Source organism: Pseudomonas entomophila, from assembly GCF_013523125.1.
Classification (GTDB): domain Bacteria; phylum Pseudomonadota; class Gammaproteobacteria; order Pseudomonadales; family Pseudomonadaceae; genus Aquipseudomonas; species Aquipseudomonas entomophila_B.
In genome coordinates this window covers 1-24,305 of the sequence record NZ_JAAMQJ010000011.1, presented here as the reverse complement: position 1 = coordinate 24,305, position 24,305 = coordinate 1, and the positions used below count along the sequence as shown (strand labels likewise).

The 24,305-nt window shown below is 65.2% G+C and carries 17 protein-coding genes; 7 read left to right on the top strand and 10 right to left on the bottom strand.

Translation table 11 applies throughout. The features are described 5' to 3' along the window. Positions 1 to 20 precede the first annotated feature (20 nt). Positions 21 to 779, top strand: coding sequence for a class I SAM-dependent methyltransferase (locus G7007_RS08390; RefSeq protein ID WP_181100675.1), 759 nt, complete (start codon positions 21 to 23; stop codon positions 777 to 779). A gap of 58 nt (positions 780 to 837) precedes the next feature. On the opposite strand, the gene G7007_RS08385 is transcribed toward G7007_RS08390, so the two are convergent. The 4 genes from G7007_RS08385 to G7007_RS08370 form a co-directional block, all read right to left on the bottom strand. Continuing rightward, positions 838 to 1,920: an aldo/keto reductase gene (locus G7007_RS08385; RefSeq protein WP_181100673.1), complete on the bottom strand. Its 1,083-nt coding sequence runs from the start codon at positions 1,918 to 1,920 to the stop codon at positions 838 to 840. A 287-nt stretch (positions 1,921 to 2,207) separates the two neighbouring features. Further along, positions 2,208 to 3,452: a lipoprotein-releasing ABC transporter permease subunit gene (locus G7007_RS08380; protein WP_181100671.1), complete on the bottom strand. Its 1,245-nt coding sequence runs from the start codon at positions 3,450 to 3,452 to the stop codon at positions 2,208 to 2,210. A gap of 71 nt (positions 3,453 to 3,523) precedes the next feature. Further along, positions 3,524 to 4,207: a lipoprotein-releasing ABC transporter ATP-binding protein LolD gene (lolD, locus tag G7007_RS08375; protein WP_181100670.1), complete on the bottom strand. Its 684-nt coding sequence runs from the start codon at positions 4,205 to 4,207 to the stop codon at positions 3,524 to 3,526. 7 nt (positions 4,208 to 4,214) lie between these two features. Further along, positions 4,215 to 5,465 (bottom strand): lipoprotein-releasing ABC transporter permease subunit, encoded by a 1,251-nt coding sequence (locus G7007_RS08370; protein WP_181100668.1) that lies wholly within the window; start codon positions 5,463 to 5,465, stop codon positions 4,215 to 4,217. Between the two features lie 94 nt (positions 5,466 to 5,559). Between G7007_RS08370 and G7007_RS08365 the strand changes: the two genes are divergently transcribed. Both G7007_RS08365 and G7007_RS08360 read left to right on the top strand, forming a co-directional pair. After that, positions 5,560 to 6,147, top strand: coding sequence for a PilZ domain-containing protein (locus G7007_RS08365; protein WP_181100666.1), 588 nt, complete (start codon positions 5,560 to 5,562; stop codon positions 6,145 to 6,147). A 34-nt stretch (positions 6,148 to 6,181) separates the two neighbouring features. Continuing rightward, positions 6,182 to 6,904 carry a glycerophosphodiester phosphodiesterase gene (locus tag G7007_RS08360; protein WP_181100664.1) on the top strand — a complete coding sequence of 241 codons (723 nt, stop codon included), beginning with the start codon at positions 6,182 to 6,184 and terminating at the stop codon, positions 6,902 to 6,904. A 42-nt stretch (positions 6,905 to 6,946) separates the two neighbouring features. On the opposite strand, the gene sthA is transcribed toward G7007_RS08360, so the two are convergent. Beyond that, the gene (sthA, locus tag G7007_RS08355; protein WP_060394202.1) at positions 6,947 to 8,341 is read right to left on the bottom strand and encodes a Si-specific NAD(P)(+) transhydrogenase; all 1,395 of its coding nucleotides are present in this window, start codon (positions 8,339 to 8,341) and stop codon (positions 6,947 to 6,949) included. Between the two features lie 401 nt (positions 8,342 to 8,742). Then, entirely contained in the window at positions 8,743 to 10,206 is a 1,464-nt protein-coding gene (locus G7007_RS08350; protein WP_181100663.1) for a glyceraldehyde-3-phosphate dehydrogenase, read from the bottom strand. Between the two features lie 167 nt (positions 10,207 to 10,373). On the opposite strand from G7007_RS08350, the gene mfd reads away from it, so the two are divergent. From mfd to G7007_RS08335, 3 genes are read left to right on the top strand one after another with little or no spacing between them, the layout of a single operon-like run. Continuing rightward, the gene (gene mfd, locus G7007_RS08345) at positions 10,374 to 13,823 is read left to right on the top strand and encodes a transcription-repair coupling factor (protein ID WP_181100661.1); all 3,450 of its coding nucleotides are present in this window, start codon (positions 10,374 to 10,376) and stop codon (positions 13,821 to 13,823) included. Positions 13,824 to 13,832: 9 nt separating this feature from the next. Further along, entirely contained in the window at positions 13,833 to 14,405 is a 573-nt protein-coding gene (locus G7007_RS08340; RefSeq protein ID WP_181100660.1) for a CsiV family protein, read from the top strand. A 1-nt stretch (position 14,406) separates the two neighbouring features. Next, complete coding sequence (locus G7007_RS08335) at positions 14,407 to 17,718, top strand: DEAD/DEAH box helicase (RefSeq protein WP_181100658.1); 3,312 nt, start codon at positions 14,407 to 14,409, stop codon at positions 17,716 to 17,718. A gap of 569 nt (positions 17,719 to 18,287) precedes the next feature. Here the strand turns inward: G7007_RS08335 and G7007_RS08330 are convergent. Beyond that, positions 18,288 to 19,013, bottom strand: coding sequence for a dienelactone hydrolase family protein (locus G7007_RS08330; RefSeq protein WP_181100656.1), 726 nt, complete (start codon positions 19,011 to 19,013; stop codon positions 18,288 to 18,290). A gap of 86 nt (positions 19,014 to 19,099) precedes the next feature. After that, positions 19,100 to 21,007, bottom strand: a complete 1,908-nt coding sequence (gene htpG / locus G7007_RS08325) for a molecular chaperone HtpG (RefSeq protein ID WP_181100655.1) — start codon at positions 21,005 to 21,007, stop codon at positions 19,100 to 19,102. A gap of 295 nt (positions 21,008 to 21,302) precedes the next feature. Here htpG and G7007_RS08320 point away from each other — a divergent pair, with 295 nt between their 5' ends. Further along, a complete protein-coding gene (locus G7007_RS08320) occupies positions 21,303 to 21,578 on the top strand; it encodes a hypothetical protein (protein WP_181100653.1) in 276 nt (91 codons plus the stop codon). A 78-nt stretch (positions 21,579 to 21,656) separates the two neighbouring features. Here the strand turns inward: G7007_RS08320 and G7007_RS08315 are convergent, their stop codons facing one another. Together G7007_RS08315 and brnQ are read right to left on the bottom strand one after the other, a co-directional pair. After that, complete coding sequence (locus G7007_RS08315; protein WP_181100651.1) at positions 21,657 to 22,397, bottom strand: DUF599 domain-containing protein; 741 nt, start codon at positions 22,395 to 22,397, stop codon at positions 21,657 to 21,659. 173 nt (positions 22,398 to 22,570) lie between these two features. After that, positions 22,571 to 23,884: a branched-chain amino acid transport system II carrier protein gene (gene brnQ, locus G7007_RS08310; RefSeq protein ID WP_181100650.1), complete on the bottom strand. Its 1,314-nt coding sequence runs from the start codon at positions 23,882 to 23,884 to the stop codon at positions 22,571 to 22,573. Positions 23,885 to 24,305 lie beyond the last annotated feature (421 nt).

Genomic DNA, 24,305 nt, shown 5'->3' with positions numbered 1-24,305 from the left:
AGCCATTGGAGACCTGCCGAATGACCACCCCTGCCCTGCCCTCACAAAACTGGTTCGACCAAGGTGGCCAGGCCTACGCCAGCTTCAGGCCTGAATACCCCGCCACGCTGGCTGCGTATCTGGCCAATGCCGCCCCTGACCGCCGGCTGGCCGTCGACGTGGGGTGTGGCAACGGCCAGCTGACCACGTTGCTGGCCGAGCATTTCGACACCGTGTGGGGGTTTGACCCCAGTCAGGACCAGCTCGATCATGCCCAGGCGCACGGCAACCTTCACTACGCCTGTGCCCCGGCCGAAGCCTTGCCGCCGTCGGCCCAAGGCGCCCAGCTGATCACCGTGGCCCAGGCCGCGCACTGGTTCGACCTGCCCGCCTTCTACGCCCAGGTGCGCACCCGCGCCGCACCGGGCGCCGTACTGGCGTTGATCAGCTATGGGATGCTGCGCCTGGAGGATGACCTGCAAGGGCGTTTCATGGACTTCTACCACCACGAGATTGGCCCGTTCTGGCCACCCGAGCGGCAACTGGTCGACAGCGGTTACGCCACCCTGGACTTCCCGTTCGCCGAGTTCAAGGCACCTGTGATGAGCATCGAGCTGACCTGGACCTTGGAGGCGTTTCTGGGCTATGTCTCGACATGGTCGGCAGTGCGCCATGCGCGCGAAGCAGGCGAACAGGCCTTGTTCGAACGGTTCGCCGCCGACCTGGCGACCTTTTGGGGGCAGGCGCAGGTCCAGCGGTTGGTCCGTTGGCCGATCAACCTGCGGATCGGCCAGGTGTAAGGCCAGGCGACCAAAGGCTCGCCTCGCAGGGAAGCGGCTCTCTGTGCCGCACGGGCTGTCAGCCGTTCTCGGACGTGTTGTCGGCCATGGTCTGACGGTACAGCTCGATGAACGGTGCCTCGGCCGGGTCGATGCGGTCCATCTGGGCGGCGATGCGGTGCCAGTACGGGTACTGGGGCGCCAGGCGGGTCGCCCGTTCGAGCTGGTCGAGGTCTTCCGGCTGCAGCACCAGTTCGACCGCCTTGAGGTTGTCCTGCAACTGGTCCTCGGAGCGTCCAGCGGTGATCACGCTGGTGATGCCGGGGCGGTCCTTCAACCAGGCCAGGCACACGCGCGAGGGCGAGCAGTCATGGCGCTTGCCGACCTCGATCAGGGTCTCGATGATGTCGTAGGCGCGTTCGCGGTCATGCACGTAGGGTTCCGGCCAGTCGTTGCCCTGGCGGGTGCCTGGCGGGGTCTTCTGCCCGCGGCGGACCTTGCCGGTCAGCAGACCTTCGCCCAACGGGCCCCAGACCAGGGTCGCGACGCCCTGGTCGAGGGCCATCGGCAGCAGCTCGTACTCGGCCTCGCGGGCTTCGGGGGTGTAGTAGATCTGCTGCGACACCGGTTGCTGCCAGCCATGCAGGCGTGCGCTGCCCAGGGTCTTCATCATTTGCCAGGCGGTGTAGTTGGAGGTGCCGAAATAGCGGATCTTGCCGCTCTGCACCAGGTGATCCAGCGCGGCCAGGGTCTCTTCGATCGGCGTGACGCCGTCCCAGTTGTGCATCTGGTACAGGTCGAGGTGGTCGGTGCCCAAGCGCTTGAGGCTGGCCTCGCAGGCGCGGATCAGGTGATAGCGCGAGGCCCCGCTGTCGTTGGGGTTATCGCCCATCGGGCTGCGGGCCTTGGAAGCCAGGATGATCGACTGGCGACGGGCACCGAGCGCCTTGCCGACGATTTCCTCGGCCAGCCCCTGGGAGTACAGGTCGGCCGTGTCCACCAGATTCACGCCGGCCTCGAAGGCCAGGTCGAACATGCGGGTGGCTTGACCGACGTCCACGCTGCCGGTCTTCTCGAAGGCACCACGTCCGCCGAAGGGGACGCTGCCGATGACGAGTTCGGACACGAACAGGCCGGTATTGCCGAACGCACGGTATTTCATTGAAGCCTCCTGGATGCCGTTGAGTCATGAAGGCGGCCGGTAGGGCGTGGCGGCCTTCACAGGTACGGACGGCAACGCAGGGAGGAACGTTCAACTGGATACAGACGGCGCGTGACCGGGCCCTATCGCTGGCAAGCCAGCTCCCACACCCGTAGCCACACCACGCTAAGGCAGGCTCTCACACCCGTAGCCATACCGCGGTAAGCCAGGCTCCCACGGGCCCTGTGGGAACGGGCTTGCCCGCGATACAGGCGACGCATGACCGGCTCCTAGCTCGGCTGCACACCTCACTCATACCGCAGCGCATACGCCGGCTCGACCTGCGAGGCCCGGTATGCCGGGTACAGGGTCGCCAGGAAGCTCATCACCAGCCCGGCGCAGCAGATCAGTCCGACATCCCCCCACTGCAGTTCGGAGGGCAGGCTGCTGACGAAATACACGTCCGAGGTGAAGATGTGCTGCCCGGTGGCCCGCTCCAGCGCCCCGACGATCGCACTGACGTTGAGCGCGGCGATGACACCGAGCACCCCGCCGATAAGCGTGCCGACGATGCCGATCAGGCTGCCCTGGACCATGAAGGTCCCCATGATCTGCGCCGGCGTGGCGCCGATCGTGCGCAGGATGGCGATGTCCGCGCCCTTGTCGTTCACCACCATCACCAGCGTGGCGATGATGTTGAACGCCGCCACGGCGATGATCATCAGCAGCAACAGGCCGATCATGGTCTTTTCCATCTTCATGGCACTGAACAGGCTACCCTGGGTGTGCGACCAGTCATCGGCGCGGTAGCCCTCGCCCAACTGCGCCGCGATGGCCTTGGACACCTGGGGCGCGGCATACAGGTCGTGCAGCTTGAGGCGCACGCCCTGCACCTGCCCCGGCGCCCAGCGCTGCATCTCGCCCGCATCGGCGACGTGGATGTACGCCTGGGAGCCGTCCAGCTCGGCGCCGACCTTGAACACGCCGACCACCGTCAGGCGCTGCATGCGCGGGGTGATCCCGCCCGGCGCGCTGCTGATCTCGGGCACGATCAGGGTCAGCTTGTCGCCGCCACGCAGGCCGAAGCGTCGCGCGGTCAGCTCGCCGACGATCACGCCGTACTCGCCGGGACGCAGGTCTTGCAGGCTGCCCCTGAGAATATGCTGGCCGACGATGGACACCTTGCCCTCCTCGGCCGGGTCGATGCCGCTGACCTGGATCGGCTGCATGGCGCCCTTGTAGGAGAGCATGCCGTCCAGCTCGGTCAGCGGCGCGGCCGCCATCACCGCCGGGTTCTTCAAGGCGGTGTCGGCAACGTGGCGCCAGTCATCGAGGGGGCGCTCGCCCAGCAGGCTGGCATGAGGCACCAGCCCGAGGATGCGTGAACTCATCTCGCGCTGGAAACCATTCATCACCGACAGCACGACGATCATGGCCAGCACGCCCAGCGCCAGGCCGATCATCGAGGTCATGGAGATGAACGAGATGAAGTGGTTGCGGCGCTTGGCACGGGTGTAGCGGGCACCGATGAACAAGGGCAAGGGTCTGAACATGTACGAAAGCACCAGTTGAACGGGTAGACGGACCGCGCGGCGGCCCGTGGGGTCGACTCGGATCGAGCGCTCTAGATCGGAACCAGGCGGCCATCTTCCAGGCGCAGCACGCGGTCCATCTGCCGGGCCAGGCTCAGGTCATGGGTGACCACCAGGAACGCCGTGCGCGAGGCACCGGACAGTTCGCGCATCAGTTCCTGGATGCCCTGGGCCGTATGGTGGTCGAGGTTGCCGGTCGGCTCGTCGAGCATCACCAGGCCGGGCCGGTTGACCAGGGCACGGGCGATCGCCACGCGCTGACGCTCGCCGCCGGACAGTTCGGCCGGCTTGTGGCTCAGGCGGTGGCCGAGGCCGACGCGCTCGAGCAGGGCCTGGGCCCGCTGGCGGGCTTCGGGAATCGGCGTGCTGCCGATCAGCAGCGGCATGCAGACGTTTTCCAGCGCGGTGAATTCCGGCAGCAGGTGGTGGAACTGGTAGACGAAACCCAGGGCGCGGTTGCGCAGCAGGCCACGGGCGCGTTCGCCGAGCGCCGACAACTCCTCGCCGGCCAGCCAGACGCTGCCCTCGGTCGGGGTGTCCAGGCCGCCCAGCAGGTTGAGCAAGGTGCTCTTGCCCGAACCGGAACTGCCGACGATGGCCACGCGCTCGCCCGGCTGGAGCTCCAGCTGCAGGCCGGACAGCACCTGCACCCGCTCCGGGCCTTCCTCGTAGGACTTGCCCAGGTTGCGGCAACTCAGTACGGCTGTATCACTCATGCGCGACTCACTCATAACGTAGCGCCTCCGCCGGCTGCGTGCGCGAGGCGCGCCAGGCCGGGTAGAGGGTGGCGAAGAAACTCAGGATCAGGGCGGCGCCGCAGACCATCCAGACGTCGCTGGCCAGGATCTGCGACGGCAGGTAATCGATGAAGTACACATCGGCATTGAGGAACTTGTGGCCGATGAGCCGTTCCAGCCCGGCGATGGCGGCGCTGACATTGAGCGCGGCGAGAATGCCCAGCACTCCGCCGATCAAGGTGCCGAGCACGCCGATGATGGTGCCCTGGACCATGAAGATGCCCATGATCTGCGCCGGCGTAGCGCCCAGGGTACGCAAGATGGCGATGTCGCCCTTCTTGTCGTTGACCACCATCACCAGGGTGGAAATGATGTTGAACGCCGCCACGGCGACGATCAGCAGCAACAGCAGCCCGATCATCGCCTTCTCCATGCGGATGGCCTGGTACAGGTTGCCGTGGGTCCGGGTCCAGTCGCGCGAGTAGTACTGGTCCTCGCCCAGCTGCTGGGCGATCTGGTAGGCCACACGCGGGGCCTGGAACAGGTCGTCGAACTTCAGGCGCAGGCCCTGGACCTGATCGGCCTTCCAGCGGTGCAGCCGGGACAGGTCGGACAGGTTGGTCAACCCCAGGTAGCCGTCGATCTCGCCGGCCCCGACGTGGAAGATGCCGACCACGGTGAAGCGCTTCATGCGCGGGAACATGCCGGCGGGTGTCACGCTGACTTCCGGGGCGACGAAGGTGAGCTTGTCACCCACGCCCACGCCCAGCTTGGCAGCGGCCTTGTCGCCGATCATGATGCCCCAGCTGCCGGGTGCCAGCTGGTCCAGGCGGCCCTGGCGCACGAACTGGTCGATGATCGAGACCTGCCGCTCGCGGGCCGGATCGATGCCGTTGAGCAGCACCTTCTGCACCTTGCCGTCGCTGGTCAGCAGCCCCTGCATCTGGGTGAATGGCGCCACGGCCGTCACCTGCGGGTTCTGCTGGACCTGTTTGGCCAGGGCCGGCCAGTCGTCGATGGCCTGCCCGGTCTCCAGCGTGGCATGGGGCACCATGCCCAGGACGCGGGTGCGCATCTCGTGGTCGAAACCGTTCATGACCGAGAGCACCACGATCATCACCACCACGCCGAGGGCGAGGCCGATCATCGAGGTCAGGGAAATGAACGAGACGAAATGGTTGCGTCGCTTGGCACGGGTGTAACGTGTGCCGATGAATACGAAAAGAGGTCTGAACATGAGGGGGCTTGTTCGGATGAAAGGGAACGTCCTTGGTGGCGAGGCGCCCAAGGCGGCTTTACACTCGGACCATCGCCGCCACCTTGGGTTCGCCATGACGACAACAGACGAAGAAGATCGCCGCGAATACTACCGCATCGAAGATCACGTCGCACTGCAAATCAGCCCGCTGAGCGCGTCCCAGGCCGACCCGGCCACTGTGTTACGGGATGCGTCGCCACTGTTCAATCTGCTGGGCGAGCTGCACGTGGCCGAATTCGAATCCCAGCACCTGCTGCGCCAGCTGAGCGACAAGGACCGCACATTGGCGGCCTTCCTGCGCGCGCAGAACAAGCGCATCGACCTGCTCGGCGCCGTGCTGGCGCAGACGCTGCTCGGCGAGCTGGGCGAACCGCGCCGGGTGATCCTCTCCGAAGGCGGCATCGAGTTCACCCAGGCCGAGCCGTTGCAGGCTCAGGCACGGGTGGCGGTGCGCATGCTGCTGATGCCCCAGGGCCTGGGCCTGCTACTGCGTGGCCGCGTGGTGCACTGCCAGGGCAACGCCCAGGGCGGGCATGACGCCGCCGTGGAGTTCGTCGACCTCAGCGATGCCCAGCGCCAGCTGCTGGCGCGCCATGTCCTGCAACGCCAGCAGCAGCAACGCCGAGACGCGCTCGATCACCCGGCGGCCACGGCCGACTGAGCCCTACCCCATTCCCCTGACTGAAGGAACGAACGTGACCCTGATCTACGGCCATCGCGGCGCCAAGGGCGAAGCCCCCGAGAACACCCTGAGCAGCTTCGAACAATGCCTCTCCCACGGCATCGACCGGTGCGAGCTCGACCTGCACCTGTCGGCCGACAATCAGCTGATGGTGATCCACGACACGACGCTCAAGCGCACCACCGGGCGTCGCGGCAAGGTCGCCGAGCATACCGCCGAGGCGCTGGTGGCGCTGGACGCACGGGCCAGCGGTCCGCAGTGGCCCCGTCCCTGCCCCGTGCCACGGCTCGAAGAGCTGTTCGAGCGCTGCGCGTTCACCCACTGGCAGCTGGAGGTCAAGAGCGCCTCGCGCACACGCGCCGCCAGCACGGTCCTGGCGATCCGCGACATGGCCGAGCGTCATGGCCTGCTGGACAAAGTGATGGTGACGTCAAGCTCGCGTACCGTACTGCGCGCCGCCCAGGAGCTGGTGCCGGACTTGGCGCGCGGCCTGGTGGCCGAATACGCCTGGCTCGACCCGCTCAAGGTCGCGCGCAACTACGGGTGTACGCTGCTGGCGCTGAACTGGACGCTGTGCACGCCCGAGCGCCTGCTCAAAGCGCAGAAGCAAGGGCTGCACGTGTCGGTGTGGACGGTCAACGAACCGGCGCTGATGCGCCGGCTCGCCGACTTTGGCGTGGACAGCCTGATCACAGACTTTCCCGGTTTGGCCAAAACCACCCTTGGGAAGGACTGAAGCCATTCTCCCCGGCCGGCTCAGGCAGCCGGCCGGAGCCGCTCAAAAAAGCCGATTCAGGCCGTCGTAGGCGGCGACCCGGTAGGCCTCGGCCATGGTCGGGTAGTTGAAGGTGGTGTTGACGAAGTACTTGAGGGTGTTGAGTTCGCCCGGCTGGTCCATGATCGCCTGGCCGATGTGCACGATCTCCGAGGCCTGGTAGCCGAAGCAGTGCACGCCGAGGATCTGCAGCGTCTCACGGTGGAAGAGGATCTTCAGCATGCCTTGCGGCTCGCCGGCGATCTGCGCGCGGGCCATGGACTTGAAGAACGCCTTGCCGACTTCGTAAGGCACCTTGGCCTGGGTCAGCTCCTGCTCGTTCTTGCCGATCGAGCTGATCTCGGGAATGGTGTAGATCCCGGTCGGCACGTCGTTGACGAAACGCCAGCTGCCATTGTCGACGATGCTGCCTGCTGCCGAGCGGCCCTGGTCGTGGGCAGCGCTGGCCAGGCTCGGCCAGCCGATCACATCGCCGGCGCCATAGACGTTGGCGACACCGGTGCTGTAGGTCTCGTCGACCTCGATCTGGCCACGGCTGTTGGGCTTGATGCCGATGTTCTCCAGCCCCAGACGATCGGTGTTGCCGGTCCGGCCGTTGCACCAGAGCAAGGCGTCGGCCTTGATCTTCTTGCCGGACTTCAGGTGCAGGATCACCCCGTTGTCCAGGCCTTCGACCCGCTCGTACTCCTCGTTGTGGCGCACGGTGATGTGGTTGTTGCTGAAGTGGTAGCTCAGCGCCTGGGAGATCTCCGAGTCGAGGAAGCTCAGCAGCTGGCTGCGGTTGTCGATCAGCTCGATCAGCACGCCCAGGCCGCTGAAGATCGAGGCGTACTCGCAGCCGATCACCCCGGCACCGTAGACGATCAGCTTGCGCGGCGTGTGGCCGAGGCTGAGGATGGTGTCGCTGTCGTAGATGCGCGGGTGGTTGAAGTCGATGTCCGCCGGACGATAGGGGCGCGAGCCGGTGGCGATGATGATGTGCTTGGCCACCAGTTTCTCGACCACGCCGTTGGGGCAGACCACTTCGATGGTCTGCTCGTCGGCAAAGCTGCCAGTGCCGAAGAACACGTCCACCCGGTTGCGCGCATAGTAGCTGGTGCGCGACGCCACCTGCTTGGCGATGACCGTCTCGGCACTCTTGAGCACGTCGGGGAAGGAGAACCAGCGGGGGTCGCCAATGGCGCGGAACATCGAATTGGTGTTGAAGCGCATGATCTGCCGCACCGAGTGGCGCAGCGCTTTGGACGGGATGGTACCCAAGTGGGTGCAGTTGCCGCCGACCTGGCGGCGGCTGTCGACCATCGCGACCTTGCGCCCCGCCTTGGCGGCGTTCATCGCCGCGCCTTCACCGGCTGGGCCGGAACCCAGCACCACCACGTCGTAGTTGTAGACAGCCATGCGTACTCCTTCAGAACTGGCCTGCGGTCACGGTGGCCGCAGGACTCGCTCATGCCGCCGTCGGCGCCATGAAAAAAATTCGCGTACAGTCTACTCAAGACCGGACGATGTGCACATTAACCCTTGGTCGTGTCGTAGGCCATTTTCGGCTGCACTACATCGCCTGGGGGCAGCGGCAAGAGGGGGAGCTGCAAGCTGCAAGTAAAAGCGGCGGCTGGTTGCCTGGTGGAGCGCTCTCGCTTCTCGCTTCTCGCTTCTCGCTTGTAGCTTCTCGCTTGTAGCTTGTAGCTTGTAGCTTGTAGCTTGTAGCTTGTAGCTTGCAGCTTGCAGCTTGCAGCTTGCAGCTTGGCCCCAACGAGAAACGGGAGCCCATGGGCTCCCGTTTCTCGTGAACGCTTCGCTTAGCGTGGGAACGCTGGCGGGTTGACCCCGGCCATATCTTCCATCACGCGCACGACCTGACAGCTGTAGCCGAACTCGTTGTCGTACCAGACGTAGAGCACGACACGGTTGTCGTTGCTGATGGTGGCTTCGGCATCGACTACACCGGCGTAACGCGAGCCGACGAAGTCGGTGGAGACCACTTCCTGCGAGCTGACGTAGTCGATCTGCTTGTGCAGTTCCGAGTGCATGGCCGTCTGGCGCAGGTACTCGTTGATCTCTTCGCGGGTGGTGGCCTTCTCGAGGTTGAGGTTGAGAATGGCCATCGAGACGTTCGGCGTGGGCACGCGGATGGCGTTGCCGGTCAGCTTGCCCTTGAGCACGGGCAGGGCCTTGGCGGCAGCGGTGGCGGCACCGGTTTCGGTGATGACCATGTTCAGCGGTGCGGCGCGACCACGGCGGCTACCCTTGTGGAAGTTGTCGATCAGGTTCTGGTCGTTGGTGAACGAGTGAACGGTTTCGACGTGACCGTTGACGATGCCGTACTGGTCGTTGACGGCCTTGAGCACCGGCACAATGGCGTTGGTGGTGCAGGAGGCCGCCGAGACGATCTTGTCGTCCGCGGTGATCTCGCCGTGGTTGATGCCGTGCACGATGTTCTTCAGCGCGCCCTTGCCCGGTGCGGTGAGGATCACGCGGTCGACGCCCGGGCACTTGAGGTGCTGGCCCAGGCCTTCGGCGTCTCGCCACTTGCCGGTGTTGTCCACCAGCAGGGCGTTCTGGATGCCGTACTGGGTGTAGTCCACGGTGGTCGGATCGTTGGAGTAGATCACCTGGATCAGGTTGCCGTTGGCGGTGATGGTGTTGTTGGCTTCGTCGACCACGATGGTGCCGTCGAACGGGCCATGCACCGAGTCGCGGCGCAGCAGGCTGGCACGCTTGACCAGGTCGTTGTCGGCGCCCTTGCGCACGACGATGGCACGCAGGCGCAGGCCGTCGCCACCACCGGTCTTCTCGATCAGGATGCGCGCCAGCAGGCGGCCGATGCGACCGAAGCCGTACAGCACCACGTCGGTGCCCTTGCTCGCGGCGGTGCTCTGCTGACCGACGACATCGGCCAGTTCTTCACGCACGAACTGCTCGGCGCTGCGGCCATTGCCTTCGCGCTTGAACTTGTTCGCCAGCTTGCCCAGGTCGACCGAGGCGGCGCCCAGCTTCAGCTCGCTCATGGCCTTGAGCAGCGGGAACGTCTCGTGAACCGACAGCTCGGCTTCGTCGCTCTGACGGTGACGGGCGAAGCGGTGGGCCTTGAGGATCGAGATCACCGAACGGTTGATCAGGCTGCGGCCGTAGATCGAGCTCACCACGTTGTTGTTGCGGTAGAGCTGACCGATAAGCGGGATCATCGCTTCAGCCAGGGCTTCACGGTCGATCCATTCACCAAGACACTGGTCGGGCTTCTGATTCACGTTAACCTTCCACACGTAGGGACAGAAAAAAGGGGCTACATTATGACGCCCCGCGCTGCATCGGGCAATGCGTCCCTGCCAGGGTCGTGAAACCCGTGCACCGACCGAGCACGAACCTGACAGCAGGCACGCGCCCCGGTACAATCGACCTCTTTGCCGAAACGCTGGGAGTCCGAGAGACCGTGTCAGTTCTGCGCCTACCGCACCTGTCGGCCACGGCCGGCAAACAAACCTGGGGCAACCTCCCCGGCGCCTCCCTCAGCCTGGCCATCGCCGAGGCCGCCAGCAGCGCCAAGCGCTTCACGCTGCTGCTGACCGCCGACAGCCAGAGCGCGGACCGTCTCGAACAGGAGCTGCGCTTCTTCGCGCCCGACCTGCCCGTGCTGCCGTTCCCCGACTGGGAGACCCTGCCCTACGACCTGTTCTCACCGCACCAGGACATCATCTCCCAGCGCATTGCCAGCCTCTATCGGTTGCCGGAGCTGCAGCACGGGATCCTCGTGGTACCGATCACCACCGCCCTGCACCGCCTGGCACCGACGAGCTTCCTGCTCGGCAGCAGCCTGGTGCTGGACGTTGGCCAGACCCTCGACGTCGAGCAGATGCGCAGCCGCCTGGAAGCGAGCGGCTACCGCTGCGTCGACACCGTCTACGAGCATGGCGAGTTCGCCGTGCGCGGCGCGCTGATCGACCTGTTCCCCATGGGCAGCCGCCAGCCCTACCGCATCGACCTGTTCGACGACGAGATCGAAACGCTGCGCACCTTCGACCCGGAGACCCAGCGCTCGATCGACAAGGTCGAATCGGTGCGCCTGCTGCCGGCGCGCGAATTCCCTCTGCAGAAGGAGGCCGTAACCCGCTTCAAGGCCCGCTTTCGCGAACGCTTCGACGTCGACTTCAGACGCAGCGCGATCTTCCAGGACCTGGCCAGCGGCATCATCCCGGCCGGCATCGAGTACTACCTGCCGCTGTTCTTCGAAGAGAGCTCGACGCTGTTCGACTACCTGCCGGCCGACACCCAGGTGTTCTCCCTGCCCGGCGTCGAGCAGGCCGCCGAGCACTTCTGGAACGACGTGCGGGGCCGCTACGAAGACCGGCGCGGCGACCTGAGCCGGCCGCTGCTGCCGCCGGCCGAGCTGTTCCTGCCGGTGGAAGACTGCTTCGCCCGTCTCAAGCAGTGGCCGCGGGTGGTGGTCAGCGCCGATGACCTCGACAGCGGCGCCGGGCGTCAGCGCTTCCCGGCGCGCGTGTTGCCCAACCTGGCGATCGAAGCCAAGGCCAGCCAGCCGCTCGCTGCGCTGGCGGGCTTCCTCGAGGGGTTCGACGGGCGCGTGCTGTTCACGGCCGAATCGGCGGGCCGTCGCGAGGTGATGCTGGAGTTGCTCGAGCGCCTCAAGCTGCGCCCGCGCACGGTCGATGGCTGGATCGACTTCGTCACCGGCGACGAGCGCCTGGCGATCACCATCGCGCCGCTGGAAGACGGCCTGCTGCTGGAGGACCCGGCCCTCGCGCTGGTGGCCGAAAGCCCGCTGTTCGGTCAGCGCGTGATGCAGCGCCGCCGTCGCGAAAAGCGCGGCGAGGTGGCCAACGACGCGGTCATCAAGAACCTCACCGAACTGCGTGAAGGCGCGCCGGTGGTGCACATCGACCACGGGGTCGGGCGCTACCTGGGCCTGGCCACCCTGGAGATCGACGGCCAGGCCGCCGAATTCCTCACCCTCGAATACGCCGAGAACGCCAAGCTGTACGTGCCGGTGGCCAACTTGCACCTGATCGCCCGCTACACCGGCAGCGACGATGCCCTGGCGCCGTTGCACCGCCTGGGCTCGGAAACCTGGCAGAAAGCCAAGCGCAAGGCCGCCGAACAGGTACGCGACGTGGCCGCCGAGCTGCTCGACATCTATGCCCGGCGCGCGGCACGCAAGGGCCATGCGTTCGCCGACCCGGCAGCCGACTACGCGACCTTCAGCGCCGGCTTCCCGTTCGAGGAGACCCCCGACCAGCAGAACGCCATCGAGGCGGTGCGCCTGGACATGCTTGCCGGCAAGCCGATGGACCGCCTGGTCTGTGGCGACGTCGGCTTCGGCAAGACCGAAGTGGCCATGCGCGCAGCCTTCATCGCCGTGCACAGCGGGCGCCAGGTGGCCGTGCTGGTGCCCACCACCCTGCTCGCCCAGCAGCACTACAACAGCTTCCGCGACCGCTTTGCCGACTGGCCGGTGACGGTCGAGGTGATGAGCCGCTTCAAGTCGGCCAAGGAAGTCTCGGCCGCCGCCGCGAGCCTGGCCGAAGGCAAGATCGACATCCTCATCGGCACCCACAAGCTGCTGCAGGACGACGTCACCTTCAAGGACCTGGGCCTGGTGATCATCGACGAGGAACACCGCTTCGGCGTGCGCCAGAAGGAGCAGCTCAAGGCCCTGCGCAGCGAGGTGGACATCCTCACCCTGACCGCCACGCCGATCCCGCGGACCCTGAACATGGCCGTGGCCGGCATGCGCGACCTGTCGATCATCGCCACGCCGCCGGCGCGGCGCCTGTCGGTGCGCACCTTCGTCATGGAGCAGAACAACAGCACGGTCAAGGAGGCGCTGCTGCGCGAACTGCTGCGCGGCGGCCAGGTGTACTATCTGCACAACGACGTCAAGACCATCGAGAAATGCGCCGCCGACCTGGCCGAACTGGTGCCCGAGGCGCGCATCGGCATCGGCCACGGGCAGATGCGCGAGCGCGAGCTCGAACAGGTGATGAGCGACTTCTACCACAAGCGTTTCAATGTGCTGGTGGCCTCGACCATCATCGAGACCGGCATCGACGTGCCCAGCGCCAACACCATCGTCATCGAGCGGGCCGACAAGTTCGGCCTGGCCCAGCTGCACCAGTTGCGCGGTCGGGTCGGGCGCAGTCACCACCAGGCCTACGCCTACCTGCTGACCCCGGCGCGCCAGGGCATCAGTGCCGACGCGGAGAAGCGTCTGGAAGCGATCGCCAACACCCAGGACCTGGGCGCAGGGTTCGTGCTGGCCACCAACGACCTGGAAATCCGCGGCGCCGGCGAGCTGCTCGGCGAAGGCCAGAGCGGCCAGATCCAGGCGGTGGGCTTCACCCTGTACATGGAAATGCTCGAGCGTGCGGTCAAGGCCATCCGCAAAGGCACCCAGCCGAACCTGGAACAGCCACTTGGCGGCGGCCCGGAAATCAACCTGCGCCTGCCGGCGCTGATCCCGGAAGACTACCTGCCCGACGTGCATGCCCGCCTGATCCTCTACAAGCGCATCGCTTCGGCCGCCGACGAAGAGGGCCTCAAGGACCTGCAGGTGGAGATGATCGACCGCTTCGGCCTGCTGCCGGAGCCGACCAAGAACCTGATCCGCCTGACGCAGCTCAAGCTGCAGGCCGAAACGCTGGGCATCAAGAAGGTCGACGCCGGCCCCCATGGCGGCAAGATCGAGTTCGAGCCCGACACGCCGGTGGAGCCGATCACGCTGATCAAGCTGATCCAGTCCCAGCCCAAGCGGTACAAGCTCGAAGGCGCCACGCAGTTCCGCTTCATGGTGCCCATGGAACGGCCGGACGAGCGCTTCAACACCCTGGAGGCGCTGTTCGAGCGCCTCGCCCCACAGCCTGCCTAAGGACGAGCCATGCGAACCTTGCGTCTTCTGATCCCGTTGCTGGCGCTCGTCGCCCCCGCCGCCTTCGGCGACACGCTGTACCGCGTGGAGATGGTCCTGCTGCGCCAGAACGGCGTACCGGCCATCACCAGCCCCTATGCCCCACCGCGCTGGGGCAGCGATGTGCTGCGCCTGGGCGAACGGGACAGCCGGCCCACCACGCTGGACGAGCGGATCGAGCCGCTGGCGACCAACACCGACTACAGCTTCCTGCTGCACCGTGCCTGGCAACAGCCGGTGGGTGCCGAGCCGGTGACCGTGGCCGTCAGCGCCGGTGATGAACAGTTCGGGCGCTTCCCCATCGAAGGCACCTTGTCGATCGCCCAGGCGCGTTTCGTCGAAGTGCAGGCGCACGTGCGGGTCAACCAGCTGGACGGCAACGGCAGCGTGGTCCAGAGCGAGCTGTTCGACCAGAACAATCGCACGATCAAGCACAATCAGCTGATCTACCTCGACGGCGGGCACCTGGCCATGCTGTTGAAGATCGCTCCGGTCGGCGCACGCACCGCGCCCGTGCCGGACGAGCAGCTGCTGGAGCCTTGAGGTGAGCGAAACCGACCTGCCGGACCGCCTGTTCAAGTACGACACCTGGTTCAGATCCTTCGACCGCGCGACCCTGGGCCGCGCTCGACACTATGCTTCGCAAGGCCGGGTGACCTTGACGCGGCTGCAAGCGCATCACGTCGAGGCCACCTGCGAAGGCTCCGCCGGCCAGCGCTACACGCAATCCATCGAGATCTCGAGCGGCCGTGACTTCACCGTCATGGGCGCCTGCTCGTGTCCGATCGGCCTGAACTGCAAGCACTGCGCCGCCGTGCTCTTCACGTTGCGCCAGGGGGCCTTCAAGGACACGCCCGTCGAACAGGCCCCGGCGCAACTGTCGCCGCGCCTCAACCACTGGCTGTCAACCTTCACTTCAGCCGGTACCGACTCGTCGGCGTGCGTCGACAAGAAAGGCCGCGCGCTGTTCTACCGCGTCGGGATGGACGAGGACGTGTGCGTGCTGCAGGTCTGCAAGGGGACGCGGAACAGTAGCGGCGAGCTGCACCTGGCCCGGCAGACTTCACTGGTCGACCTGCTCTATTACCCGCCCAAGTTCGTCACCGAGGACGATGCGCGGCTGCTGCGGCTGATGGAAACGCAACGGGTCGAGCACCGGCACGTCGATGGCGTCGTTCTCGACGGCAAAGCCGGGGCCGAGCTGCTCGAGTATGCGCTGGCCACCGGACGCTTGCTGCACGACGAGCAGACGCTGACGCTGCAGGCTGGCCAGGCGCAGTCCGCGGAATTTCGCTGGGTACGCCAGGACGACGGCAGCTACCAGGGCGCCTGGCATCCCATCGACGGTGCCTTCGACCATGTGTTGCCGCTCAATCCGTTGTACTACATCGACAGCGCAACGTCGCGGGTGGGCAAGCTGCGCCACGACTTCGACCCGTTCATCGCCAGCCAGCTGGCCCGTGCGCCCCGGGTGCCCGAACACCTGATCGTGCCGCTCAGCCTGCGCCTGAACGAGCTGAACCGGCAGGTGCCGACCCCGACCCAGGTCAAGACCGAACAGCTCGACGACATCATGCCCACGCCCTACCTGGCGTTGGGCAGTGTCGAATTCAGCGCCTATGCGCCCAAGAGCGGGCGCATGCAGCGGCAGATGCAGCACCGGGCCGCGCTGGCGTTTCTCTACGATGGAACACGGGCCAATGGCGAGGCGAACCAGCCGTTGACGCGCATCAAAGGCGACGTCAACCAGCGTATCCAGCGCCAGCCTGCCGAGGAAAAGCGCCTGCGCCAGACTCTCAAGGCATTGGGCTTCACGCCCGCCACACGCCAGAGCAAGGCCCTGCCCGTACAGGCCGGCGAAATGCTGCAACTGCCTGACGACGAGGCGTGGCTGCGCTTCGTTCGCGATGACGTGCCCGCCCTGCGCGACGCCGGCTGGGAGGTGCACGCCCAACGCGATTTCGCCTTCGACCTGCGCCCGGTACAGGACTGGTACGCGGACATCGACGAAGCCCAGGGGCGCGAGTGGTTCGACCTGGAGCTGGGGATCGTGGTCGATGGCGAGCGTCACAGCCTGCTGCCGATCCTGCTCCACCTGCTGCGCAGCAACCCCGAACTGCTCCGGCCCCACGAGCTGGCCAAGCGGGGCGATGAGGAACACTTGCTGATCGACCTCAACCGCGTGCGCCACGACAGCCCGCCCTTGCGCGTCGCCCTGCCCTATGGGCGGATCAAGGCGGTGATGGGCACCCTGGCCGGGTTGTACATGGACGATCCCGTTCACGGGCCGAGCATCCGCCTGGACCGTGCGGACGCCTCACGGCTCGACGCCCTCGAAGGCGTGCCGCTGCAGTGGCAAGGCGGCGAAAAGACCCGCGCCCTGGCCACCGGCCTTCGTCAAGCACGCGAGCGCCAGGTACAGCCTCCGACGGGCCTGAATGCCACCCTGCGTCCTTACCAGCTGGAAGGGCTCAACTGGCTGCAAGCCCTGCGCGAGCTTCAGATCGGCGGCATCCTTGGCGACGACATGGGGCTGGGCAAGACGCTGCAGACGCTGGCGCACCTACTGCTGGACAAGCAGGCCGGGCGGTTGACCGCACCGGCCCTGGTGGTCCTGCCCACCAGCCTGATCCCCAACTGGCTGGATGAAGCGCAGCGCTTCACGCCGCAACTGAAGGTGCTGGCCGTGCACGGTCCTGGCCGCGCCAAGCTGTTCGACCAGCTGCACGAGCAGGACATCGTCCTGACCACCTACGCACTGCTGCCGCGTGATCTCGAGCACTTCAAGCCGCTGACCTGGCATGCCCTGATCCTGGATGAAGCGCAGAACATCAAGAATGCCCGCAGCAAGGCCGCACTGGCCGCACGCGAACTGCATGCCGGGCAGCGCCTGTGCCTGACCGGCACGCCGATGGAAAACAACCTGGGCGAGCTGTGGTCGATCTTCCACCTGCTCATGCCGGGCTGGCTGGGTGACCAGAAGCACTTCAACCAGGCCTATCGCAACCCGATCGAAAAGCATGGCGACAACGAGCGCCTGGCGCACCTGGTGGCGCGGCTACGCCCGTTCCTGCTGCGCCGTACCAAGGAGCAGGTGGCCCGCGAACTGCCGCCCAAGACCGAAATGGTGCACTGGGTCGAACTCAGCGATGCCCAGCGCGACACCTACGAGACCGTGCGCGTGGCCATGGACAAGAAGGTTCGTGACGAGGTTTCGCGCAAGGGCGCGGCGCGCAGCCAGATCGTGATCCTCGACGCCCTGCTCAAGCTGCGCCAGGTGTGCTGCGACCTGCGCCTGGTCAAGGGTCTGGAGCCACCGGTCAACCAGACCGACAAGGGCAAGCTGGGCAGCCTTTTGCAGGTGCTGGACGAGTTGCTGGGCGAAGGGCGGCGGGTGCTGGTGTTCTCGCAGTTCACCTCGATGCTGGCCTTGATCGAAGAGGAACTGATCAAGCGCCAGGTGCGCTATACCGTGCTGACGGGCGATACCCAGGACCGGCGTACGCCGGTGCGGCTGTTCCAGGAAGGCGAGCGCGACGTGTTCCTGATCAGCCTGAAGGCTGGTGGCACCGGCCTGAACCTGACGGCGGCCGACACGGTGATCCACTATGACCCGTGGTGGAATCCGGCCAGCGAGAACCAGGCCACCGACCGCGCCTACCGTATCGGCCAGGACAAGCCGGTGTTCGTCTACAAGATGATCACGCGCGGTACCGTCGAAGAGAAGATCCACGCGCTGCAGCAGGAAAAGGCGGCGCTGGCCAACAGCCTGCTCGAGGGTGGCGAAGCCAACCAGTGGAAGCTGGGCGACGACGACATCGACGCCCTGTTCGCCCCACTGCCCAAAGCGCGCTAGGCGCCGGACGCCCGTATCGGTTCGACAGGGAATGCAGCCTGCGATGCAGGCGGCGCCTGACAAGGCCCTATCGCTGGCAAGCCAGCTCCCACCCAGATCTCGGCAACCTGTCGCTGTGGACATGGCTGCGCAAGCAACCTGTGGGGCTTGCCCGCGATGCAGGCGGCGCCTGACAGGGCCTGTCGCTGGCAAGCCAGCTCCCACCCAGACCTCGACAGCCTGCCGGTGTAGACATGGCTGCGCAAGCAACCTGTGGGAGCGGGCTTGCCCGCGATGCAGGCGGCGCCTGACAGGGCCTGTCGCTGGCAAGCCAGCTCCCACCCAGATCTCGGCAACCTGTCGCTGTGGACATGGCTGCGCAAGCAACCTGTGGGAGCGGGCTTGCCCGCGATGCAGGCGGCGCCTGACAAGCCCTGTCGCTGGCAAGCCAGCTCCCACACAGATCGCTGCAATCTGCCATGTAGGCATAGCTGCGCTCGCAACCCTATGGGAGCTGGCTCAAGCCAGTTCAGCCTGCCAGTACCTGAATGACCTGAGGTACCCCTACACCGACAAACCCGCCACTGGACTCAGAGCGGGAACACTTCATCCAGCAGGTTGTACATGGCGCGGAACGCCCGTGCCGAGGTGCGGGGGTCGTACTGGGTCTTGCCGGGCACGTTGGCCTGCGGGTCGGTGAACGAATGCACCGCGCCGCCATAGCTGACCAGCTGCCAATCGACCTGGGCGGCGCTCATTTCCTGCTCGAACGCCGACAGCTGCTCTTTGGGGACCAGCGGATCGTCTGCCCCGTGCAGCACCAGCACGGAGCCTTTGATGCGCTGAGCATCGGACGGGTCGGGCGTGTCCAGCGTACCGTGGAACGACACCGCTGCCTTGAGCTCGGCACCGGCACGCGCCAGTTCCAATGCGCAGCAGCCACCGAAGCAGAACCCGAACGCGGCGACCTGCCCCGGCTCCAGCACGGCCTGGGACTGCCCGAGCAGTTGCGCCAGCGCAGCCTCCATACGTGCGCGCAGCTCGGCGCGGTCGTCCTTCAAGGGCATCATGGCTGCGGCCGCCTCATCGGCATTCGAGGGCCGCACCGACTGCCCATACAGGTCGGCGATCAAGACCACATAGCCCTGTTCGGCGACCTCCCGAGCGATGCGTTCGGCGCCTTCACCGATCCCCATCCAGTTCGGCGCCATGATCAGCGCCGGACGGGGCACGCCGTCCTGCTCATAGGCCAGCCGGCTCTCGTAGACCTGGCCGGCGACGTGATACTTCAGCGACTCGATGATTACCTTGCTCATTGCATTCTCCTGGTCCATGAAAAAGGCCCGCCAGGGCAACGCGCTACGCGTCACCCTGGCGGGCCTCTTGTACGTCAGACGTCACTTCAAGCAGACAGCTCGACCAGCAGCTTGTTCAGACGGCGCACGTAGGCGGCCGGATCCTTCAGGCTGTCGCCTGCGGCCAGGGCAGCCTGGTCGAAGAGGATGTGCGACAGCTCGGCGAAGCGGTCCTCGCTCTGTTCGTGATCGAGCTTCTCGATCAGCGGGTGCGTCGGGTTGAATTCGAAGATCGGCTTGGACTCCGGTACCTTCTGCCCGCTGGCTTCGAGGATCTGACGCATCTGCAAGCCCAGGTCCTGTTCGCCGATGGCCAGGATCGCCGGCGAGTCGGTCAGGCGGTGCGAGACACGGACTTCGGCGACGCTGTCGCCCAGTGCGCTCTTCAGGCGCTCGACCAGCCCTTCCTTGTCCTTGGCGACTTCTTCCTGGGCCTTCTTGTCTTCCTCGGAATCCAGCTGCCCCAGGTCCAGGTCGCCACGGGCCACGTCGACGAACGACTTGCCGTCGAACTCGCTCAGGTAGCTCATCAGCCACTCGTCGATGCGGTCGGTCAGCAGCAGCACTTCGATGCCTTTCTTGCGGAAGACTTCCAGGTGCGGGCTGTTCTTGACCTGCGCGTAGGACTCGCCGGTGAGGTAGTAGAGCTTGTCCTGACCGTCCTTGGCACGGGCCAGGTAGTCGGCCAGGGAGACGCTCTGCTCGCCGCTGTCGTCGTGGGTCGAGGCGAAGCGCAGCAGGCCGGCGATCTTCTCCTTGTTGGCGAAGTCTTCGGCCGGGCCTTCCTTGAGGACCTGGCCGAAGTTCTTCCAGAAGCCCTTGTACTGCTCGGGGTCGTTCTTGGCCAGCTTCTCCAGCATGTCCAGCACACGCTTGGTCAGCGCCGACTTCATCGAATCGATGATCGGGTCTTTCTGCAGGATCTCGCGCGAGACGTTCAGCGACAGGTCGTTGGAGTCGACCACGCCCTTGATGAAGCGCAGGTACAGCGGCAGGAAGGACTCGGCCTGGTCCATGATGAACACGCGCTGCACGTACAGCTTCAGGCCGCGGGGCGCTTCACGCTGGTACAGGTCGAACGGTGCACGGGCCGGCACGTAGAGCAGCGAGTTGTACTCGAGCTTGCCCTCGACCTTGTTGTGGCTCCAGGCCAGCGGGTTTTCGAAATCGTGGCCGATGTGCTTGTAGAACTCCTGGTATTCCTCGTCCTTGATCTCGGTACGCGGACGGGTCCACAGGGCACTGGCACGGTTGACGGTTTCCCATTCCTGGGCCGGCTGTTCCTCGCCTTCGGCCGCTTCGGCCTGCTCCTTGGGCAACTCGATCGGCAGCGCGATGTGGTCGGAGTACTTCTTGATCACGTTGCGCAGGCGCCAGCCATCGGCGAAATCCTGTTCGTCCTTCTTCAGGTGCAGGACGATGCGGGTGCCGCGCTCGGGCTTGTCGATGGTGGCGACTTCGAACTCGCCCTCGCCCTTGGAGGACCAGTGCACGCCTTCGGAAGCCGGCGTGCCGGCACGGCGGGTGTAGACGTCGACCTGGTCGGCGACGATGAACGCGGAGTAGAAGCCCACGCCGAACTGACCGATCAGGTGCGAATCCTTCTTCTGGTCACCGGTCAGGTTCTTCATGAAGTCGGCGGTGCCGGACTTGGCGATGGTGCCCAGGTGCGCGATGACGTCATCGCGGTTCATGCCGATGCCATTGTCTTCCAGGGTGACCGTGCCGGCCTCCTTGTCGAAGCTGACGCGAATCTTCAACTCCGAGCCGTCTTCGAGCAGCTCGGGCTTGGCCAGGGCTTCGAAACGCAGCTTGTCGGCGGCGTCCGAGGCGTTGGAGATCAGCTCCCGCAGGAAGATTTCCTTGTTCGAGTACAAGGAATGGATCATGAGGTGCAGCAGCTGCTTCACCTCGGTCTGGAAGCCCAGGGTTTCTTTTTGAGTATCCACACTCATGGTCTTCAAACTCCGATCAATGGCAGATGTCGCCATACGCCAGGTGGGCGTGATGGGCGCGATGACTTCCAGATGGGGGCAGCCGAAAACTTTTCAAGTGCGCGATACGCGACAGGGTGAAAACCGGTTCGTTTCGCGAGGGTGCGCCGCCTGAACAGGCGGTGTGATGCAAGTGCGCGGGACGCCTTGAAACACAGCACCGCACCGACGCCAGATATCTTTTGAGCGCGTGGAACTAATGCCTCAGGCCCAAGCTCGAAGGAACAACTCACTTATTCAACAAGGAGAAACACCCATGCGTAAACCTTTTGCTTTTGCTCTGATGCTGGCTGCTGCCATGGGCCTGGCCGCGTGCGATAAGGCAAGCGAAAACAAGGCGCAGGACGCTCAAGAGCACCGTGAAAATGCTCAAGAGAAAATGAACAACGCCCAGGACAAAGTGAACGACGCTGCCGAAGAAAATGCCGAAGCCGCCAAAGACCAGGCCGAAGCCAACCGCAAGGCCGCTCAAGAAGCTTCGCCGAACACCACCGCTCCGGTGACTGCTCCGGCCGAGCCTGCTCGTCAGTAAGACGGCACGCTGTTCAAGAAAACCCGACGCTGTCGGGTTTTTTTATGGGCGATCGTCGCCCTTCTGCTTCACTGCTGACTACACGACCGGCTCTTTGCCAGGCTCGGAAACCTGCAACTGCGTCGGGGTGAACACCATGACCGACAGCACGTCCGAATGAAACTCCCGCCGATACAGAATGAACACCACGCCGATGCTCATCGCCATGAACAACCACGGGCTGATGAACCAGCTCAACATCACCATGCCGAAGTAATACGAGCGCAAGCCGAAGTTGAACTGGTTGGCCGCCATCGACAACACCCGCGCCGCCCGGGTGGCGAACGCCTGGCGCTCGAGGTCGCTGACGTTACGCTCGCTGATCATCGGCGCCGAGCCTACCAGGGTGGCGGCGAAGTTGTACTGACGCATGCACCAGCTGAAGGTGAAGAAGGCATAGACGAACACCGTGGCCAGGCACAGCAGCTTGAGTTCGGAGACGCCTTGCGAGGTCGGCTGCACGAGTGGCAGGTCGGCCAGCAACGACAGCGCACGGTCGGACGCGCCGAGCACGGTCAGGATGCCGGCCAGGATGATCAGGGTGCTGGAGGCAAAGAACGACGCATTGCGCTCCAGGTTGCCGATCACGCTAGCATCGGCGATGCGGTTCTCGCGCAGCAGCATGCGGCGCATCCAGTCGTGCCGGTACAAGTGCAGGACACTGGCCAGGCAAGCCGTGTCGCGGGCCTTCCAGCTGGCATAGCGGGTGTAGCCGGCCCAGCAGGCGATGAACCAGCAGGCGGCGAGCAGGTTGGCCAGATTGTTGTTCAGGTAGTCCATGGCGTTCTCGTGCGTGTTCGGTGCAGGGGAATGACGTCGGCATTCGACAGCGTGAAGGGCGTGAACGACACCCCGATGGGCATAAAAAAACCCCGCCTCTGCACGAGACGGGGTTGGATCGACTTACCGAAGAGCGCGACAGGGCTTGTGGCCAGCGCCATTCGGGTTACCCATCAGACCAGCACGTGGCGGGGCTTGCCAAGCATCAGGTCGATGACGACCACCACAGCGAGTGTCGCCACCGACGGCACGAGCCAGGCCAGGTTCTGCTCGCTCAGCGGCAGCTGGTTCACGACCTCTGGCAAGTAGACCTTCAGGCCGGTGCCCTTGAGCGCATCGATCAGGCCGAAGATCAGCGAGACCAGCATGACTGGGCCGAAGATGCGTGCGGGCGACTTGAACAGACCCTTGCAGAAGCTCAACGCCACCACCACGATGCATGGCGGGTAGATGGCCGTCAGGACGGGCACCGAGAACAGGATCAGCTTGGTCAGGCCCAGGTTCGACACCAGCAGCGAGAAGCCTGCCAGGATGATCACCAGGGTGCGATAGGACAACGGCAGCACCTGGCTGAAGTACTCGGCGCAGGCGCAGGTCAGGCCCACGGCCGTGACCAGGCACGCCAGGGCGATCAACACCGCCAGGAAGCCGCTGCCCAGGGAGCCGAAGGTGTGCTGCACGTAGGCATGCAGGACGGCTGCACCATTGCTGGCACCGGCAGCGATCGCGTGGCTGTCGGAGCCCAGGCGGAACAGGCTGACGTAGACCAGTGCCAGACCGACACCCGCGATCAGGCCGGCGATGATGGCATAGCGCGTGATCAGCTTGGGCGACTCGACGCCGCGCGAGCGAATCGCGTTGACGATGACGATGCCGAAGACCAGCGCACCCAGGGTGTCCATGGTCAGGTAGCCGTTGATGAAGCCGTTGGAGAACGGCGCCGCCACGTATTCCGGCTGAGCCTCACCGACGCTGCCTGCCGGCAGCATGAAGGCCGCGATGCCCAGGGTCGCCAGGGCGACGATCTTCAGGGGCGCGAGGAAGCGGCCCACGGTGTCGAGCAGCTTGCCCGGGTACATGGACACGGCCAGCACGATCAGGAAGTAGACCAGGCTGTAGAGGAACAGCGCCGTCGGGCTCTCGCCGGTGAGCGGCGCAATGCCCACTTCGAAGGACACGGTCGCGGTGCGCGGGGTGGCGAACAGCGGCCCGACCGACAGGTAGCACACAGCCGCCAGCAGCCCACCGAAGAACTTGCCGATCGGGCTGCTCAGGGCATCCATGCCACCACCGACCTTGGCCAGGGCGATGACCGTGACGACCGGCAGGCCGACGGCGGTGACCAGGAAGCCAAGCGCCGCCATCCACACGTTCGGACCGGCTTGCAGGCCGACGATGGGCGGAAAGATGATGTTGCCCGCGCCGACGAAGAGCGCGAACGTCATGAAACCAAGTGCCAGGATGTCCTGGCCTTTTAAGACTTTCATCGAAAGAAGTACCACACTGCTGAAATCGGGGTTCGAGAGGGGAATTCCCATGGGATAGCGGGAATGCTGCCCGGCTTGGTTGAGCCAGACCCGTTTAGCGTGTCGTCCCCTTTTGGGAGACGGGCACAGAGTGGCGCGTAGGGTACCGAATTTGCCGGCCGAACGCACTGAAACAGTGACGGGAAGCGCGGTTTGGGAAGCCTTCGCCGTCTGTGCTGATGACGATAGGCGCCATTATCGAGGGTTTGGTGGCGGTGTCTGTCGGAAAATTCCTATCATGGCGATAGAAGCAAGCTGCAAGCTGCAAGCTGCAAGCTGCAAGCTGCAAGCTGCAAGCTGCAAGCTGCAAGCTGCAAGCTGCAAGCTGCAAGCTGCAAGCTGCAAGCTGCAAGCTGCAAGCTGCAAGCTGCAAGCTGCAAGC